This window comes from Cohaesibacter gelatinilyticus, from assembly GCF_900215605.1.
Lineage (GTDB): Bacteria > Pseudomonadota > Alphaproteobacteria > Rhizobiales > Cohaesibacteraceae > Cohaesibacter > Cohaesibacter gelatinilyticus.
In genome coordinates, this window is record NZ_OBEL01000001.1 from 451,448 (window position 1) to 468,959 (window position 17,512).

The 17,512-nt window shown below is 49.9% G+C and carries 12 protein-coding genes; 10 read left to right on the forward strand and 2 right to left on the reverse strand.

What is annotated here, in order from left to right; genetic code table 11:
• Window positions 1–112 precede the first annotated feature (112 nt).
• Window positions 113–1,000 carry a DUF1499 domain-containing protein gene (locus CRO57_RS02115; RefSeq protein WP_097151747.1) on the forward strand — a complete coding sequence of 296 codons (888 nt, stop codon included), beginning with the start codon at window positions 113–115 and terminating at the stop codon, window positions 998–1,000.
• A gap of 16 nt (window positions 1,001–1,016) precedes the next feature.
• On the opposite strand, the gene CRO57_RS02120 is transcribed toward CRO57_RS02115, so the two are convergent.
• The gene (locus tag CRO57_RS02120) at window positions 1,017–1,937 is read right to left on the reverse strand and encodes an MBL fold metallo-hydrolase (RefSeq protein WP_097153149.1); all 921 of its coding nucleotides are present in this window, start codon (window positions 1,935–1,937) and stop codon (window positions 1,017–1,019) included.
• A 486-nt stretch (window positions 1,938–2,423) separates the two neighbouring features.
• Between CRO57_RS02120 and CRO57_RS02125 the strand changes: the two genes are divergently transcribed.
• Both CRO57_RS02125 and CRO57_RS02130 read left to right on the forward strand, forming a co-directional pair.
• The gene (locus tag CRO57_RS02125; RefSeq protein ID WP_097151748.1) at window positions 2,424–2,975 is read left to right on the forward strand and encodes a PAS domain-containing protein; all 552 of its coding nucleotides are present in this window, start codon (window positions 2,424–2,426) and stop codon (window positions 2,973–2,975) included.
• Between the two features lie 125 nt (window positions 2,976–3,100).
• Window positions 3,101–4,261 (forward strand): methyl-accepting chemotaxis protein, encoded by a 1,161-nt coding sequence (locus tag CRO57_RS02130; protein ID WP_097151749.1) that lies wholly within the window; start codon window positions 3,101–3,103, stop codon window positions 4,259–4,261.
• A 155-nt stretch (window positions 4,262–4,416) separates the two neighbouring features.
• Here the strand turns inward: CRO57_RS02130 and CRO57_RS02135 are convergent, their stop codons facing one another.
• Window positions 4,417–5,238: a response regulator gene (locus CRO57_RS02135; protein WP_097151750.1), complete on the reverse strand. Its 822-nt coding sequence runs from the start codon at window positions 5,236–5,238 to the stop codon at window positions 4,417–4,419.
• A gap of 185 nt (window positions 5,239–5,423) precedes the next feature.
• Here CRO57_RS02135 and CRO57_RS02140 point away from each other — a divergent pair, with 185 nt between their 5' ends.
• The 7 genes from CRO57_RS02140 (at window position 5,424) to CRO57_RS02170 (ending at window position 17,321) form a co-directional block, all read left to right on the forward strand.
• Entirely contained in the window at window positions 5,424–7,661 is a 2,238-nt protein-coding gene (locus tag CRO57_RS02140) for a hybrid sensor histidine kinase/response regulator (protein ID WP_170955915.1), read from the forward strand.
• Between the two features lie 480 nt (window positions 7,662–8,141).
• Window positions 8,142–9,257 (forward strand): cytochrome-c peroxidase, encoded by a 1,116-nt coding sequence (locus CRO57_RS02145; RefSeq protein ID WP_210200728.1) that lies wholly within the window; start codon window positions 8,142–8,144, stop codon window positions 9,255–9,257.
• A gap of 14 nt (window positions 9,258–9,271) precedes the next feature.
• Window positions 9,272–10,507: a cytochrome-c peroxidase gene (locus CRO57_RS02150; protein ID WP_097151752.1), complete on the forward strand. Its 1,236-nt coding sequence runs from the start codon at window positions 9,272–9,274 to the stop codon at window positions 10,505–10,507.
• 13 nt (window positions 10,508–10,520) lie between these two features.
• Complete coding sequence (locus CRO57_RS02155) at window positions 10,521–11,108, forward strand: arsenate reductase (azurin) small subunit (RefSeq protein ID WP_210200729.1); 588 nt, start codon at window positions 10,521–10,523, stop codon at window positions 11,106–11,108.
• A gap of 14 nt (window positions 11,109–11,122) precedes the next feature.
• Window positions 11,123–13,804 (forward strand): arsenate reductase (azurin) large subunit, encoded by a 2,682-nt coding sequence (locus CRO57_RS02160; RefSeq protein WP_097151753.1) that lies wholly within the window; start codon window positions 11,123–11,125, stop codon window positions 13,802–13,804.
• A gap of 206 nt (window positions 13,805–14,010) precedes the next feature.
• A complete protein-coding gene (locus CRO57_RS02165; protein ID WP_097151754.1) occupies window positions 14,011–16,416 on the forward strand; it encodes a HEAT repeat domain-containing protein in 2,406 nt (801 codons plus the stop codon).
• 278 nt (window positions 16,417–16,694) lie between these two features.
• Complete coding sequence (locus tag CRO57_RS02170; protein WP_097151755.1) at window positions 16,695–17,321, forward strand: nitroreductase family protein; 627 nt, start codon at window positions 16,695–16,697, stop codon at window positions 17,319–17,321.
• The last annotated feature ends 191 nt before the right edge of the window (window positions 17,322–17,512 follow it).

Consider the following 17,512-nt stretch of genomic DNA (forward strand, 5'->3'; position numbering starts at 1 on the left):
TTAGGTCGGAATAGTTGTGATATGGCCGTTGCCCGCATTGAGATTGTCAGGCAACATCCTTAAACTGCGCTTCTTGGGAGCGAGACAGTAGCAAGGCGGGGCAGTCAGCTTTATGAGCGGGCATTATTCATTTCATATTTCAAGACTGGCAGTCTGGGCCTTGTGGCTGGCTCGTTTGTCTATCCCGGTTGCCCTTATTTCCTTCTTGTTGATGCGGTTTGGCGGCCTGCACCCTTCCATTGCGATATATTGCTTTGCGACCGCCATCATGCTTGCACTTTTGTCACTCTTGGTGAGCATTGCGGCTTTTCCGGCTATTTGGTTTGATGGCCAAAAGGGCGGGAGGCGTCTTTGGGGGGCATTCCTGCGCGGCCTCGTTGTGTTGGTTCCTGCGTTTGTTGTTGCATTTTATTATTTCAACCGCCCGGCCTTTACCGATCTTTCTACCAATCCAGAGGATCCTCCAGTGTTTGAGATGGCATGGCAGGAACGTCAGGATTATGACAATCGCCTCGATATTGTGAGCATTGGTGAGCGGGAAGAGCAAGCAAGAGCTTACCCGGAGCTTGCGGGTAAGGATATCGAGCAAAGCCCACAATTGATCTATCTTTTGGTGCGAGATCTCATCAAGGAAAATGGCTGGACCCTTCTTGGTGAAAAGGTACCAAGCGAAGAGAATGCTGACGGCAATTTTGAAATTGGTATCCGTTCTATTGTTACCGGATTTCGCTATGTTGCCGCTATTCGTTTGCAGGACGATGGCAATGAAGGGACGCGGGTAGATATGCGTTCGGCTGCGCTATGGGGTGACCATGATTTTGGCCAGAATGCCAGACGTATCCGAAGTTTCTATTCAGATCTGGATACGAAATTGGGTCAGGGTTTGAAGCTTTACCAATTGCAATTGGAAGAATTGGAGCGTCAGGAACGTTTGAAGCGCGGGCCATTGCCACGGAGAAAGCCAAAACAGCCACCCAAATCATCGCAGAAGATTGGTTAAGACCGCCGGTGAGCGATCAATCGTTAAGTTTGTATTTGGCAGAGAGCGACGGACTTTCCTGATTGCAGCTCACCAGACCTTGTTCGACCAGATCTTCAATATGCGCAAACATGGAAAGAGCCGCAGCTCCATGCAGCGCCTTGTCCACATCGCGATAAACGATAGAGACCATCTCCGGGATTGTTTCGTCTCCGGCTGTAAGACGATCCAACACAGACTTCTCACGCCCTTGGCGATGTGCTTTCAAGCAAGCAAGGAATGGAGCAACATCCTCAACAATTCCGCCATGACCTGGCCAATAAACCGCATCCTCGCGCGCCATCAATTTATCGAGACTTTTCATATAATCGCGCATGGATCCATCAGGAGGAGCAACGATTGATGTTGACCAAGCCATTACATGATCAGCGGAAAATAGACCGCTGCCATCGGTAAAGGCAAAAGCCAGATGATTGGCAGTGTGGCCAGGTGTATGCAACACTTCCAACTCCCAACCATTTCCCTTGATAAGGTCGCCGTCTTTCACATAGACATCGATCTCAAGAGAAGTATCTGCAGAAGCATCCAATGGGTTTACTTCGCCAAGATGCAAGGGACGAGCAGGGCGATGTCCACCTTCCGCATAGATGGGCGCACCAGTCTTCTCTTGGAGCAACCTTGCTCCGGGTGAATGATCGGCATGTGTGTGAGAAATCAATATCTTGGAGATAGTTTCGCCTTTGCAAGCTGCGATTAGGTTGGCGATATGCTCCTCATCCATTGGACCTGGGTCCAGAATGGCGACTTCTTTTTCCCCAAGGATATAGGTATTGGTCCCCATCCAAGTGAAAGGGCCGGGATTATTGCAGGTAATTCTTCGTACATTGTGTAATAATTGAATAACTTCACCATAACGAGGATTAAAATCACGATTAAAAGTCAGTTTTGGTGCTGTCATCATTTGAACCCAGTGAAAAATCTTTCCTTTTCAATATGTAACGGATGAAATGGATTTGATCCAATAATTTTCTATTTGCTGCACTGCATAAATCAAAAAAAAATAATATACGCAAAATTTTGAATATCAAATATAGCCTAATATTCAATAATATATGTCCTGTATCATGTATATATAAGAAATATACAGATGATATATATAATCAGTTTGAATGCATGATTTTAATATTTAAGAGTATGTGTTGATTTTAATTTTTATTTTGATATGTATCAAAATTTTAAATTTTAGTATACTTTTAAATTAATAAATAATTAACCCATTATTTCATGTTGTTTGTTTTAAACCAACTGGATTAATACTGGGTTCGGAGAAATTTAAAGTTACTTTTAATGAACTTTTAACGACAAGTGAGTGACCATTCTCCTGACTGGTGCTTCAGGGGTGCGGCACCGTGTACGATATTGTTACCATCAGTAGGATGATCACATGGGGCAGGCAGCAGAGCTCACTGGAATAGAGCGATTTTTTGAGGATGATGACATAATTGTCAGCAAAACGGACCTCAAGGGGCGTATTACTTATGCCAACAAGGTGTTCCTGGATGTGTCGGGCTACAAGGAAAAAGAAGTTCTTGGGCAACCGCACAGCATGATCCGGCATCCGGAGATGCCAAGATGCATCTTTAAACTGCTTTGGGATTGTTTGACCTCCGGCAAAGAAATTTTCGCCTATGTCAACAATCGGGCAAAAAATGGCGATCATTACTGGGTTTATGCTCATGTCACGCCAAGCTGGGACAGGAGCGGTCAAGTGGTTGGATTTCATTCCAATCGCAGAGTGCCTGATCGTAACATACTCGATAAGGAAATCGTACCTCTCTATGACGAACTGAAGCGTTTGGAAAATGACCATCGTAACGCCAAGCAAGGAATGCTGGCGGGTGCAGAACGCGTAAGCAAAATGTTGGAAGAACTCGGGATCGGTTACGATGAGTTTATGGCAACGATCGGCCAAGGTCGTCGTCGCGGTTTCCGTTGAACGGGTTCATGTCGTGGTGGTCGGCGGAACAAGGTTAAATGTAAAGGATTGTCTCTGGAGGCTGCAACATGGCACTTGGCAGTCCGGTAATATAGCTCCAGAGGAATATCGCAAGGGTGGGTAAGATGTCGTTTCTAACTTCAAAAACAGCAATCGAGAAGGCAATTCAGGTTTGCCAGGCGGTTGCTGGTGGGGATTTCGAGGCACGAATTCTCGATATTCCGGACAAAGGTGACATGGCAGAGTTGATGCATGCCATCAACTTGCTGATCGATCGAACTGATGCTTATATCAGGGAGTCAAAAGCCTGCCTGGATTATGTCTCTCGCAACCAGCATTTTCGCCTGATTGCAGAAAAAGGTATGGTCGGGAATTTCCAACAAGCAGCTCAAAGTATCAATCAGGCGACCTACTCCATTAAGCAAAAGCATGATGATTTTACCAAAATGGGAGATCGTTTCGAAAATGATCTCAATAATATCACAGCTCAGATGTCCAGCATGATTGGTGATTTACAGGGGTCTTCGGACGAAGTTGGTACTGCATCGAAGAATGCTCAATCCGAGGCTTTGGTGGTTGCTGCCGGAGCCGAGGAAGCATCGGCCAATATGCAATCGGTAGCCGCAGCCACGGAAGAATTGACAACCTCCATTTCCGAGATCAATCGCCAGGTAAATGAAGCCGCTGGCATTGCACAGGCTTCTGTACAGAAATCTCAAGATATGAGTGAAGGAATCCTTGGTCTCTCAACTGCGTCTTCCCAGATTGGAGATGTGGTTTCCCTGATTTCCGATATCGCTGCCCAGACCAACCTTCTGGCCTTGAACGCAACCATTGAAGCCGCCCGTGCGGGAGAAGCTGGTCGTGGTTTCGCGATTGTGGCGCAAGAAGTGAAAAATCTGTCGGCGCAAACCGCTGCCGCAACAGAAGAAATTACTTCACAGATCTCATCCCTGCAAACTGCAACACAAAGAGCCGTAGGCGCTAACGATGAGATAAGCAAAACGATTGCAAGGGTAAGCGAAATTTCGACAGCAATTGCCGCAGCCGTTGAGCAGCAAAGCGATGCAACCAAGGAAATTGCAGCCAATCTTGATGAAGCAGCCAAAGGCACGACTGATGTCAGTATCGGCATCACCTCGGTGAATGAAGCGACCAAGATAACGGATTCTTCAGCTCAAAAAGTTTTGGCTGTTTCCAATCTGATGGTTGAACAGGAGAAAAACCTGGCCCATCTGAAAGATGAGCTGGGAACCTTCCTTTGCGAAATCCGCAAAGTTGGGTGACGGTTAGGGCATATTCCCGCAAAGTGTGTGCAGTTTTCGGATAAGAATATGCTCTGGAGTTGGACTGACAAAACAAAGTGGTGAGCATGTCAGAAAAAGGGCTCCTTTTCGGGGAGCCCTTTTTATATTGGACTTTTGGTGTCACACACAGCCAATTAATTTGAAGTGCCGTTTGGTGGAACTGGACATGACCGCCCTTCTTCCCGAAGGTTTACCTGAATTGGCGCGTCATTGGCTTGCTTTTGTGCGACTTTACTCTGCATCACATCGGCGGTGAAACAATAGCCAATGCCATGGATGGTCTTCACATAGGTCGGATTGGCTGCATCAGGTTCAATCTTCTTGCGAAGACGCATGATATGAACATCGACGGTACGGTCACCTACATAACATTGCCGCCCTCGTGCCAGATCCAGTAGTTGGTCCCGTGACAGGACACTATGGGGATGCTTGACCATGGCATGAAGCAACTCAAACTCGGTCGTGGTGAGATTGACGTCTTTACCACTGATGGCATTGCGAAGTGTGCGTTCCTGAGCATTCATGACAAATTGATCGAACTGCAAGATAGGTGTGCCTTCACTGGTCTGGCGGACAGCGACATCTTCCAGGCGACAACGACGAAGAACCGTCTTGATGCGTGCCAGTAGCTCGCGAGCCTCAAAAGGTTTGGTGACATAGTCATCTGCACCAAACTCCAACCCCAAGACACGATCAAATGGATCATCGCGCCCTGAAAGTACAATGACAGGAAGGTTGGAATCCGTCCGCATGTCACGCAAAATATCGAAGCCGTCACGATCAGGAAGACCGATATCAAGGATGCAAAGATCCACAGTCTGCTGGTTCAATACTTTCGCCATTTCAGCAGCTGTGGCCGTGCAGCTCACCTGATAATGCTGCTTCTCCAAATATCTGGACAAGAAAGATGTGATCTGTGGATCATCATCCACGATCAATATATGGCCTGTTGTCATGGTCGCTCTTCCCTCGGTTGAGCGGTATTTTATCAGGCGGTCTAAATTCTGACTTGATGTCGATCAACGCAAGCCGCTTGAGAGGGGATAAAATACGTCAAAAAACGTATATGGAGTGTATCATCAATCCGGTGCCGCATTTTTCCGACCATATGCACCAAGGCTCAGAAAGCGGAGAAACAATCATGTTTTCGTCCTTACATCGATTTTTCTCCAAAGCCCCGGAACGTGTGGAAGGGATACCTGTAGGACTGTTTGCTGGTGGATTGCTGGCTGGCATCATTTTGACAGCATTGTTCCTGGCACTGGGAACTGTCACCCGCTTTGAGCAGATCAAGTCCGGCTGGATTTCCTTTTCGCATCAGGCCGAGGAAAAGGGCGTCTGGATTTCGCAGATTCGTGGCCATTTTGGGTATGGGGGCATGATCCATAATTTCAAGAATTATGTATTGCGCCGTGATGATATCTATATTCAGAGTTTGCGCCAGGAATTCAAGGATCTGTATCAACCTATCGATGCCTATATTGCCTCTCATCCGTCATCCGAAGAAATCAAGGCCTTGATTGCCATCAGGCGTACAGTCAAGCGTTATGAGTTGAAAATTCCGGTGGTTCTGAAAGCCACCCAAGAGGGGTGGAATGCAGAACGGCTGGATAAAGCAGTAAAAGTCAATGACACGGCTGCGTTGCAAGGTTTGAACACATTGGAGACGATCTGGTGGCAGGAGAGGCAAGACAATATCTCGGATCTGGTGAATGCTCTGTCGCGTGGAGAGCAGCTTACTCGTTACGCTTTCATTGGGTTGTTTGTGTTGATCATTCTGGCGGCATTGCTGATCGGCTTGATGCATTTTCTTATTCAGCGCATCACAGCATCTGCTGATCAACTCTCAAAAGAGCTGTCAGCCCGCAGAAAGGCGCAAGAAGCAGAGAAAAAACTGCTGCGAGCGGTAGAGCAAAGTCCAACCACCATTGCCATCTCTGATACAAAGGGCAAAATCGAATATGTGAACCGCAAATTCTGCGAGCTCACGGGTTATGATCAGCAGGAATTGGTGGGACATAATCCCAATATTCTGAAATCAGGCTATACCAGCGAAGAAGCATATAAGCTTATCTGGCAGCGGCTTAATACAGGACAGGAATGGCGCGGTATTTTCAAGAACCGAAAGAAGGATGGCTCATTTTATTGGGCTTCAACATCCATTCTGCCACTGAAGGATGAAGATGGGAATGTCACCAACTTCATTGGGATTGGTGAGGATATCACGGAAAAAAAAGCCGCTCAGCAGCATATGGTCAAGGCCCAGAAGATGGAGGCCGTTGGGCTTCTGGCTGGTGGAATTGCCCATGATTTCAATAATATCCTGATGGTCATTCTTGGCAATGTGCAGATTGCTTTGCTGGATGCCGATCAGGCGGCCAATTCCGAGGAACTGGAACATATCGAAATAGCCGCCCGCCGTGCTCAGAGCCTTGTTAAACAATTGCTGACTTTTGCGCGTCGGCAGCCTGTAAGTCCCAGAAGCTTGCATCTGGGGCAGCAGATCGACGAAATTTTGGTTCTTCTGCGTGCCTCTATTGCAAATACGATCTCCTTGGGTTTTGAGCGTCTTTGCAAGCCCGGTGAATGCACGATCATGGCAGACCCGACACAGATTCATCAGATCCTGATGAATTTGTCACGCAATGCAGCTGAGGCGATTGGTGGCAAGGCAGGCTCTATCACTTTCGAGCTCTCTCGCATGACAGTGGAAGAGGAGCATGGTTTGAGCAAACTGCCAGAGCATGCCAAAGGCGTTGTAAAGCTCTCCGTAATCGATACCGGTCCCGGTATTCCAGCTCATATTGTTGAACGCGTGTTCGACCCTTTTTATTCCACCAAGCCAATTGGCAAGGGAACGGGGCTTGGCCTCTCTGTTGTTCGCTCACTGGTGGAAGACATGAATGGTCGCGTCGAGGTCGAGAATAATCCGCAAGGTGGCACGATCATGTCACTCTATTTCCCGTTGATCGAGTCAGATGATCAGGTGGAAACACAATCTGCCCAACTTGTTGGTGGTCATGAGCAGATTCTCTTGGTTGATGATGAGGAAGAGGTTCTTTTTGTCATGCGCCGCTTGCTGACCCGCCTTGGCTATCGGGTAGTGGCTTTTACATCCAGCCAAAGCGCGCTTGCAGATTTCGCCATGGATCCTCAGCGCTATCACTTGCTGCTGACCGATCTGGTGATGCCGGAATTGGGAGGGGAAGACCTCATCAAAGCGGCAAGGGCTATTCGCCCGGACCTGCCGATCATTCTTTCTACGGCCTATATGCAAGATAATGACAAACTGACCGATATCGAAGACCTGACCATTCTGCAAAAACCGGTCGATGTCATGGAAGTAGCCAACGCGGTTCGAGGCAAATTGGATGGATAGGCTTCAGTTTTTACGAAAGCTATGATGCATGATTGTGTTTTCTGGCCTGATCATCAGTCATGCATAGTGGCTGAAACCTGTTTTGGCGTATTCCGGTAGATCAAACTGACTCAGGCAACGATTCTGTTTTCCCACCTAACCAAAATCAAGATCACATGTGAAAATCTGTGCTTCGATGGAGCATATGGAGTGCTGGCGTGCCTTTTCTGCAGGGCTGATGGTTGAGCTATGTCAATCTGGCGTATGATGCAAGTCAATTGCGTACTGAAAATTCAGGTAATTATTTGAATTTAGTTTGTAATTTCGTTTGTTACATCTCGTTACATCTTGTTTTGTATCGTCACGGGATTCCGCTCTTCTGGAAAAACCTGCGTTACAACGCCGCGCTATCTTCTGAGCCGTGGCTGGCTGTCTGGATTGCTGAGGACCAGTGATCATGACAAGGACTTGACCGCGCCAGCCCGACCAGAGGATACATCAATGACGAAACAGTATACTGCAAGGATTGGTCTTCTCTCCGCAGTTTCTGCCATGGCAATGGGCGTTGCTTTTGTGGCAGGACCAGCGGTTGCGGCTGATCCGGGCCCTGTACCCACAATCAAGGTAGACGCCAAGAAGGCGGCGCTTGGGAAACGGCTTTTCTTTGATCCGCGTTTGTCTGGCGATGCGGAACTTTCCTGCTCCAGCTGTCACGATCCGGAAAAAGGCTTCACCGATGGTGAAGCGCTTTCTTCCGCCTATGCAGGCAGCAACGGCTTCCGCAATGTACCAACGCTGATCAATACAGCACATAAAGCGGCCTGGTTCCATGATGGCCGTGTCGGGACCAATCTGAACGATATCACCCGTGAGTCCATTACGGAAACCTACAACATGAATATGGACATGCGCCTGATGCAGGAACGCATCAAGCAGGATCCGGTTTATGTGAAAATGTTCAAGGATGCCGGTTACGGAGAGCCATCCAACGGTTCGGTTCGCAAAGCCATTCCGGAATATCTGAAAACTCTGACTTCCCGAGGTTCCCCTTATGACAAGGGTGAAATGAGCGAGCAGGCGAAAGCTGGTTTTGAGCTGTTCAAAGGTAAAGCAGGCTGCATCTCCTGTCACTCCGGTGATCGCTTCACCGACGACAAGCCGCACAAACTTGGCGTGCCGAACAATCCAGCCATCTGGAATGAACCCGAGCGCCATATCACCTTCGTGACCTTTGCAAAATTCCAGGGCTTGGAAAATTACATGAATCTGCGTCAGGACCCTGGTGCCTACATCCGTTATCACGACGAGACGTTGATGCCTATGGGGTCCTTCATGACACCGACTTTGCGTGAGCTGAAGCAGACTGGCCCTTACATGCATAATGGCATGTTCGACAGTTTGTTTGAGGTCGTCAATTTCTATGATCAGGGTGGCGGTCAGGACAAAGACAAAGATCCTGCACTTAAGCCTCTCGGCCTGTCCTTCGATGAAAAGAACCAGTTGGTCGCTTTCCTGGAAAGCCTGTCTGGTGACGTTCTGAACGGCAAAGACTTCGTGCCAGAAGAAATCGATACCGAATACACGGTGATTGATGACTGGCGTAAAGCGAAAAACTAGGGGGCACGAATAAGATGAAAGCGAAATCAAATCTGTTCGCATCCGTCGCCACCCTTGCAAGTGTAGCGACACTCACACTCGGTTCTGCCTTTGCTGGTGAGGTAGCCCCTCCAAGCATCGAAGAACTGCTGAAGCCTTTCGACAAGCCTTCCATGAAAATTGAAAGCGCGATCAAAGGCGGCGACCCTGACCCGGATCCGGCATTGGAAGCTCTCGGTCCTCCACCAATCCCTGCGGACAATAAAATGACCGCCGAGAAAGTGGAATTGGGCAAGAAGTTGTTCTTCGATCCACGTCTGGGTGGCAACCCATCCACTCCATGTTCCGCATGTCACCTTCCAGAGGTTGGCTGGGACGTAGAGGACAAGGTCTCCTTCGGTTATCCCGGTGCTGTGCACTGGCGTAATTCTCAGACCATCGTCAACTCTGCCTATTACAGCAAGCTCTTCTGGGCTGGTTCTTCAGGCAACCTTGAAAAGCAGGCGCGTTCTGCGGCTCGTGGTGCTGTGGCTGGTAACGGCGAAGACGATATGATGGAAAGCCGTCTGGCCTTCGTTCCGGAATATCGTGAAGCCTTCAACAAGGTCTTTGGTGATCAATGGCCACTGGTTCGCAACGCCTATCGTGCGATTGCTGCCTTTGAACGGACAATCGTTCAGCGTGACACACCATTCGATAAATATCTGCTTGGTGACAAGAGCGCTCTGGATGATAGCCAGAAACGTGGTCTGGAATTGTTCCGCGGCAAAGCTGGCTGCATGGAATGCCACAATGGCCCACTTCTATCTGATCAGAAATACTACAATACCGGCGTACCGCCGCTGGATGAGTGGGACAATGATGCACTGAAACAGATCACGTTCCGTTTCGAGCTCTATGCGAAAGGCTCCACCGAGAAGATGTATCGTCATACCAAAGACGATCCTGGCTTCTACTTCCGGGCCAAGAACAAGAAAGACAAGGGCAAGTTCCGTACGCCATCCCTGCGCTACACCCTCTATTCCGAGCCATACATGCATAACGGCATGATTGCGACCTTGGATGATGTGGTTGAGTTCTACAATCAGGGCGGCGGCACCAACGAATTTGCTGAAAACAAAACCAAACTGATCAAGCCTCTAGGTCTGAGTGACAAGGAAAAAGCCGATCTGGTGAACTTCCTGAAATCTCTGTCCGGTGATGAGATCATCGTCGAGGAACCAGAGCTGCAAGACTATGCTCCGCTTCCCGCGCCAACGGCCATGAAGTGAGGAGGACCCCATCATGAATGCTCCAACTGCCATGGAAATGGAAAAATCCCATACCTGCAGCTGTTCTGGCAAAGCCAAGAAAGCCTGCACCATGAACCGGCGTCAATTCCTGTTCGCTTCTGGTGCAACCACCTTCACCGTCATGGTCACCATGACGGCGGGCAAGGGTAAGGCAGAACAGGTGCCAGCTTTGGTATCGACCTATCCACGCAAGAAAATTGCCAAACTGTCCGAGTTGAAACAGGACGAACCGGTGACCTTTGAATATCCTGATGAAGGCGAATATGCCAGCTCCATCCTTGTGAAAATGGGCAAGGAAGGCGGCGGCGGCGTCGGCAAGGACAAGGATATCGTAGCTTTCAACCTGACCTGTACCCACCAGGGTGGTGACATGACAGACGGCTACAAGCCAGAGCATAAAGTGCTTGGCCCATGTCCGTTGCATCTGTCCACCTACGACCTGACCCGTCACGGGATTCTGGTCTCCGGACAGGCCTATCAGTCCCTGCCTCAGGTACTGCTGGAAGTGGATGGCGATGATGTTTATGCCGTCGGAATGTTCGGCCTGATTTATGGCCGCTATGACAACCTGATTTCTTAAAGGAGGGAGCAGTTATGACAACTCCGTACTATGTTCCCGAAACCAATGTGCCGTTGCCTCCCAAAGGGGCAGACGTTATCTCCACTGCATGTGACTATTGCATCGTAGCCTGTGGCTACAAGGTCTACCGCTGGCCAGTAACCGCCAAATCAGGTGGTACCACAGCTGACAGCAATGCGTTCAATGAAGACTTCCCTGTTGCGCCGCTTGGCCCATGGGTTGCTCCGAACCAGACCAACATTGTCATGCATAATGGCCAGCCACATCATGTGGTTATCATTCCCGACAAGGATACCAACTTCGTCAACACTGACGGTGACAGTTCCTTGCGTGGTGGCTGTATCGCTCAAAAATGCTACAACCCGGAAACTCCGACCCGTGATCGCCTCAAAACACCAATGATGCGTATCTATGGCACACTGATGCCTGTGCCTTGGGATCTGGCTCTGGAAGTGGCTGCCGAAATCGGCAAATATGTCATCGAGAAGCATGGCACCAATTCCTATGCCGTGAAGACATTCTCCTATCAATACATGGAGAATACCTACGCCATCTCCAAATATGCCCTGCGGCACATCAAGACGGCCAACTTCACGTTCCATGATACACCATCTGACGTGACGTCCACTCCGGGATTCCGTGATGCTGGTTTCGACAATTTTGGTCCTTCTTACGAAGACTGGAAAAATGCCGAAACGCTGCTGATTTGCGGTACCGATCCCTATGAAACCAAAACCATTCTCTATACCCAGTGGTTGATGAAGGGTATGCAGGAGCACGGCCAGAAAGAGATCTATCTCATTCCTCGTCGTTCTGCCGGTGTTGCTTACGCCGAGAAAATGGGCGGTTTGCATATCGACATTACCCCAGGGACCGACCTTCTGGTTGTCAATGCCATCGCCCGCGTCATCGTGGAGAATGGCTGGGAAGATGCCGAATGGATCAAGGACTGGGTCAACAACAAGTGGGAAAGCTCCTCAGGCTTCGGTCAGGGCACGCGGAACACGCCATGGCAATGGCGCACCACTTGGGGCAAATTCCAGACCAAAGGGTTCGAGGACTGGAAAAAGTGGCTGCTGTCTCAGGATGAATTCAAGCCTGAAAATGCTGCTGCGATTGCTGAAATCGATGTTCAGAAGATCTACACTGCGGCCGAATGGATGGCCAAGCCCAAGAAAGATGGCTCCCGTCCCAAGACCTCAGTGATGATCGAGAAGGGCTTCTACTGGTCAAACAACACCGGTAACACCCAGGCAATCTCCGCTCTCGGCATCATCGTTGGTGCTGGCGGTCGTCCAGGTCAGGTCATTGGCCGTGCAGGTGGCCACCAGCGTGGTGGTGTGAAGGGTGGTTCCTACCCTCGCAACAAGTCACCTGAGAAAGTACCTGGTCGTCGTCGTCGTGCGATGGATACTGACCGTTACCTCTTGGCTGGTCACACCCGTCTGGCTCACGTCATCGGGAACACCTGGATCCAGTCCATGTGTGGGTCCCAGCAATTGGCAGAGAAATTTGAGGAACTGACGGTGCGCAACCCGCATCAGATCCGCTCTTTCATGAAGGAAGAGATGATTCAGGCTCTCAAGGATCGTGTCGATAGCGGTGGTATGGTTGTCTTCAATCAGGACATCTATCTGCAAGATCCGATCGGTGCCCGTTATGCCGATATCGTCTTCCCAGCCGCAACATGGGGTGAATCTGACTTCATGCGCGCCAACGGCGAACGCCGTGTGCGTCTGTATCAGAAATTCTATGATGCACCGGGCGCTGCGAAACCGGATTGGTGGATCATTGCTCAGCTTGCAAAACGCATGGGCTTTGATGGCTTCGATTGGCAAAATTCCAACGAAGTTGCTGAAGAACTGGCGCGCTTCACCCGTGGTAGCCGCAAGGACTTCTTTGTGATCAAAACCTTGGCTCACAAGGAAGGCAAGACGCTACATCAGAAATTGGCCGAATTCGGTACAGACGGCGTGCAATGTCCTGCTATGCTTGATGACAATGACAACATCATTGAAACCAAGCGTTTGCACGATACCCAACGTGAGTTGCCTGAAATCGGTGCGGCGGGACCGAACATGCTTGGCAAGAAAGCCACGCATTTCAACAGCCAGACCGGTAAGTGCAACATTCAGAAATCCCCTTGGAATCTGTTCTCGGATTACTGGGCATGGCTGAAACCGCGCGAAGGTGAAGGCGAATTGTGGTGTACTTCCGGACGTATCAACGAACGTTGGCAGTCTGGCTTCGATGACCGTCGTCGTCCCTATATCGTTCAGCGTTGGCCTGAAAACTGGGTCGAAATCCATCCGGATGATGCGGCCGAGCGTGGCATCGAGTCTGGTGATTACGTGATGGTTTACTCCGAGCGTGTCCCTGGTCAGAAGCACACTATCGTTGGCGTGGAAGGCGATGACTTCCAATTCTCCAAACTGATGGAAAATGGCCATATCGAGCTGACCAAAGCAGCCATCACCGCCGTTGCAATGGTAACGCCTGCGATCAAGAAGGGTGTCATGTATATGGACTTCCTTCACATGTCGCAGCCTGCCAACGCACTGGAAGGCCGGGTGGTTGACTGGATCTCAGGCAACTACAACTACAAAATGGGTGTTGGCAAGATCAAGAAGCTTGGTCCAAGCCCGTACAAGACCGAATTCAGAACGATGTCTTTCGCCCCACGTGACATTGCCTGACCGGCTTAGCTTGAGGCGTCCGCTTCAAGCCCCGCTTTGAGCCTTCGCCGCATGCCATGTCGGCGAAGGTTCGGGGATGAATTTTCATCTCCGGTGAAGGGCCCCTCGCATGGGGGAGGGGCCTTTTATCCCTGCTAACCGTCCCCCACGATGCAATGGTTGGCAGTAATAATCCCCCATGAGAAACAACATGGCAGGTCCAAACAATGACACAAATTTCTCCTTCTTTGAATGAAAGCCTTGCTGGATTGACCAGTGCTCCCATTGGCAAAGCCGAGACATGCCGGGTGTTGGAAGTCTTCGCACAAAGTGATTTTGATATCCTGCGCGTCAAAGCCGTTCAGGGCTTGCGCGACCTCAAGGCAACCGATTCCGTTCCTTTGCTCATACAGGCCCTGCACGATGACGATGAAGATGTCCGTGTTGACGCAGCCGAAAGTCTGGGCCTTTTGGGCGATACAAGTGCCATTCCAGCGCTGATCGAAAATCTCACCTATGATCCCTGTGCGGAAGTGAAGCAAAATGCAGTTCAGGCTTTGGGACTGTTGAATGCCAAGGAAGCGGCACCGCTCTTGCGCCAACTCGTGATCGGTCGTGGTGAGGAAATCCAATGGGATGAAGATGAATATCACCGCGATGAATGGGATGGCTGGCTGGATATTCAGATCATGGCTATCGATGCTCTGGCCAAACTGAAAGATGTGGAAGCCATCGAGCCCATCATGCTGGCGGTCAACGATCCGGAAAACCAGGATCTGTCCGTTCAAGCCATGAATGCCTTGGCCCAAATCGGCGATGCATCCTTGCCAAGTCTCGGAGTTTGCACACAATCTTCCAGTCGCCGCCGCCGTTTTCATGCTGTGCGCGCCTTGGCGAGCATGTCGTCGGACAAGGCTTTGGAATTGCTGGACAAGGCTTTGGATGATCCCGATCATGATATTCGTATTCTTGCCTTTGAAACGCTGTTGAGGCGCAAGCCAAGCGTCGAATTGTTCGAGCGAGCTCTGGAAGACAATTCCGATCAGGTTCGTATGGCTGCTCTTGCCAAACTCGATCTGGATCAGATGGGTTATTTGCAACGAGCTCTTTCCGACCCAAGCCCAAAAGTGCAGCTGGCGTTGGTCAGGCGTTTGAGTGATGCACAAAGCGGCGCACCGATCACCAGCAAAGAGCAGCCTTTCTTCAAGGCGCTTTATATCCTGTTTGAGAATTCCGGAGCAGAAGTTTCTTCCAGTGCTTTGGGTGCGTTGGCGGCCTTGGCACCAGAGCTGATCAAACAGGAATTGAAGGATCTGTTTGAGCGCTCCGACATGCCAAAGGATGAGCAGGAACAGCGTCAATGGGCTGTGGTTGATGGCCTTTCCAAGCGCGATGATGTTTTTTGTCTTGAATGGCTGCAACAGGCCTGCGGCAGTGCGTCTCGCTCTGTGCGCCTGAAAGCCCTCGCTTCCATTGGTTTATTGGCTGGTAAAGACGAGCTTGATGACAAGGTCAAGGCACAGGCCTTGGCAGTGCTCATTGCCTTTGGGCGTTCAAAAAGCTTTGCTGATGAAGAAATTGAACAGATTGATGCTGATGGTGATACCGAAAATGAAGAGGTAGAAGTGTCAACCGATCAGGAGGAGTCCGAGGAAGAAGAGGCACAGCCTGATCTGGAAGCCATGAAGGATGCAGGTCTTGATCTGGGCCATGAGAAAGACCAGTCAGAAGGTCCAACTTCGTCGCTTGGCGCAATTCTGGGGCATGAGGCGATTGCCAAGGATCTGATCGAGGAAGCTGAGGATCAAGAAGATATTGGCGAGTTGAGCCTCAATGAACAGGCCTTGTTGAATCGTGCTCGTCGCAATCTGCGTCGCCGCAAAATTGATCTGGATGGCGATGCCGAGCAGATTGAGCAGGAACTGTGTCTCACAGCCATTCACCTGATGGGTGAGCATGATTGGACCATTGGGCAACTTATGGCAATTGCGCAAAGCGAACAGGCTGACAAAGCCTTGGCGGCGCTTGAAGCCCTGACCCGGTTGGCGGATCGGTCCGTTGATGCTCTTCTGTCAGCACAGGAGATCGTGGAAGAGACTGAGGGTGAAGAAGCAGAGGAATTTGACCCAAGAACAGCAATTGAAAAAGTGGTTTTCACTGCGCTGACCTCGAGCCAAATGACTGTGCAGAAACAAGGATTACGCCTGCTCGCCAAACTGCCACAAGACAAACTGGTGCGAGGCGATGTGTTCCGCGATCTGGTCGAAAAATGCTTGCAAGATTCGGAAAGCACGCTGCGCATTGATGCAATGCCAGCCTATCTGGTTCTGGGTGGCGATGCCAGCAGGCTGGTTTCTTACTTGCAAGATACTTCCACCTTGGTGCGCCAAGCGACTATGCGCCTGCTCGCACAAAAGGCACCAAATCTGGCGATAGACCATATCGTAGACTTCCTGCTTGGCAATCCGGAGCAGACATTGGACTCTCTTCTGGGAGAGGAAATGATGACCAAACACCTTTCTCAACAGGAAAAACAGAGGTTGGCATCATCTTTTGCAAGCAAACTGACCAACGACAAGGCAAAGGCTGAATGGACGATTATTCTGCCTGCCATGACACAGCTTTATGCATAATAGAGCCTGGTCACGAATCCTTTTCCAACCTGGTTGAAAAAGGATTCACTTATCCGTCATGGCCGGTTGGTCTGGCTCGCAGTGAGGACCAGGCAAACCTAACGCGGGTAGCTGGAAACAGCCGGTTATGACGGATCTTTCCTTCTAGTGCGCGTCTCGTTGGATTGGTTTCACGATCCAACGCAAAAGATTCGCATCAGCAATGAGTTAAACCATTCTTGGTGAGTCTGACACACCGAGAAATGGTTTAGAGGAAAAATATAAAGGTCCAGATTCCCATGCATGCTAACGATTCCGATTTGGAGCCGTCATCCGTCATTGATGTTCATGATTTTGGCGAAGCAATGTTTTCTGCCATTACATCCCGTCATTCAGTTTCTCCTAAGGCGCTTCAAGCCCCTGGACCCAGCGACGAGCAATTGCAAAGGTTGATCGAAGTCGCTGCCTGTGCTCCGGATCATGGTTTGCTGCGTCCATGGCGCTTCATTCTTTTTCCGGAAGACAAACGTCCTGTACTGGCAGATCTGTTTGAAGAGGCCCTGCTTGAGCGACATTCGCAAGCAACAGAAGAAGACAGATTGCGGGCGAGAGAGAAAGCTGCCCGGGCACCGCTTTTGCTTGGTGTTGTTGTTCATATCGACAAGGAAGATGAAAAGGTCGCCTTTGAAGACCAGATTGCATCGGCCGGAGCTGCGCTTCAAAATGTGCTTCTTCAGGTTCATGCCTTCGGGTTTGGCGCCAGAGCAACATCAGGTCGTGCTGTGCGCACGAACGCCTTCCGAAAGGCGTTGAACCTGCATGAAGATGAGGTTTTCCTATGCTTCCTGGCGATCGGTACCGCAACCAGAAAAGCCAAGACCAAGGAACGACCTGATCCGAAATCTTTGCTGACCTCATGGCCATGAGCTGAAGGGTTGCGACTTTTCAGTCCAAATTGACTTGGAGCAAGTCAGAGCAGGTTCGCTTTGAGTAATGTCACTATAAGATGATTGTAATTGTCAACTTTGGAGCTCGATACCAAATTGGCAGAATAAACGAGACTGTCATGCTTTTTTGTCACAAAAATGCTCGATCCCGCGCTTCCTCGGCCACCATT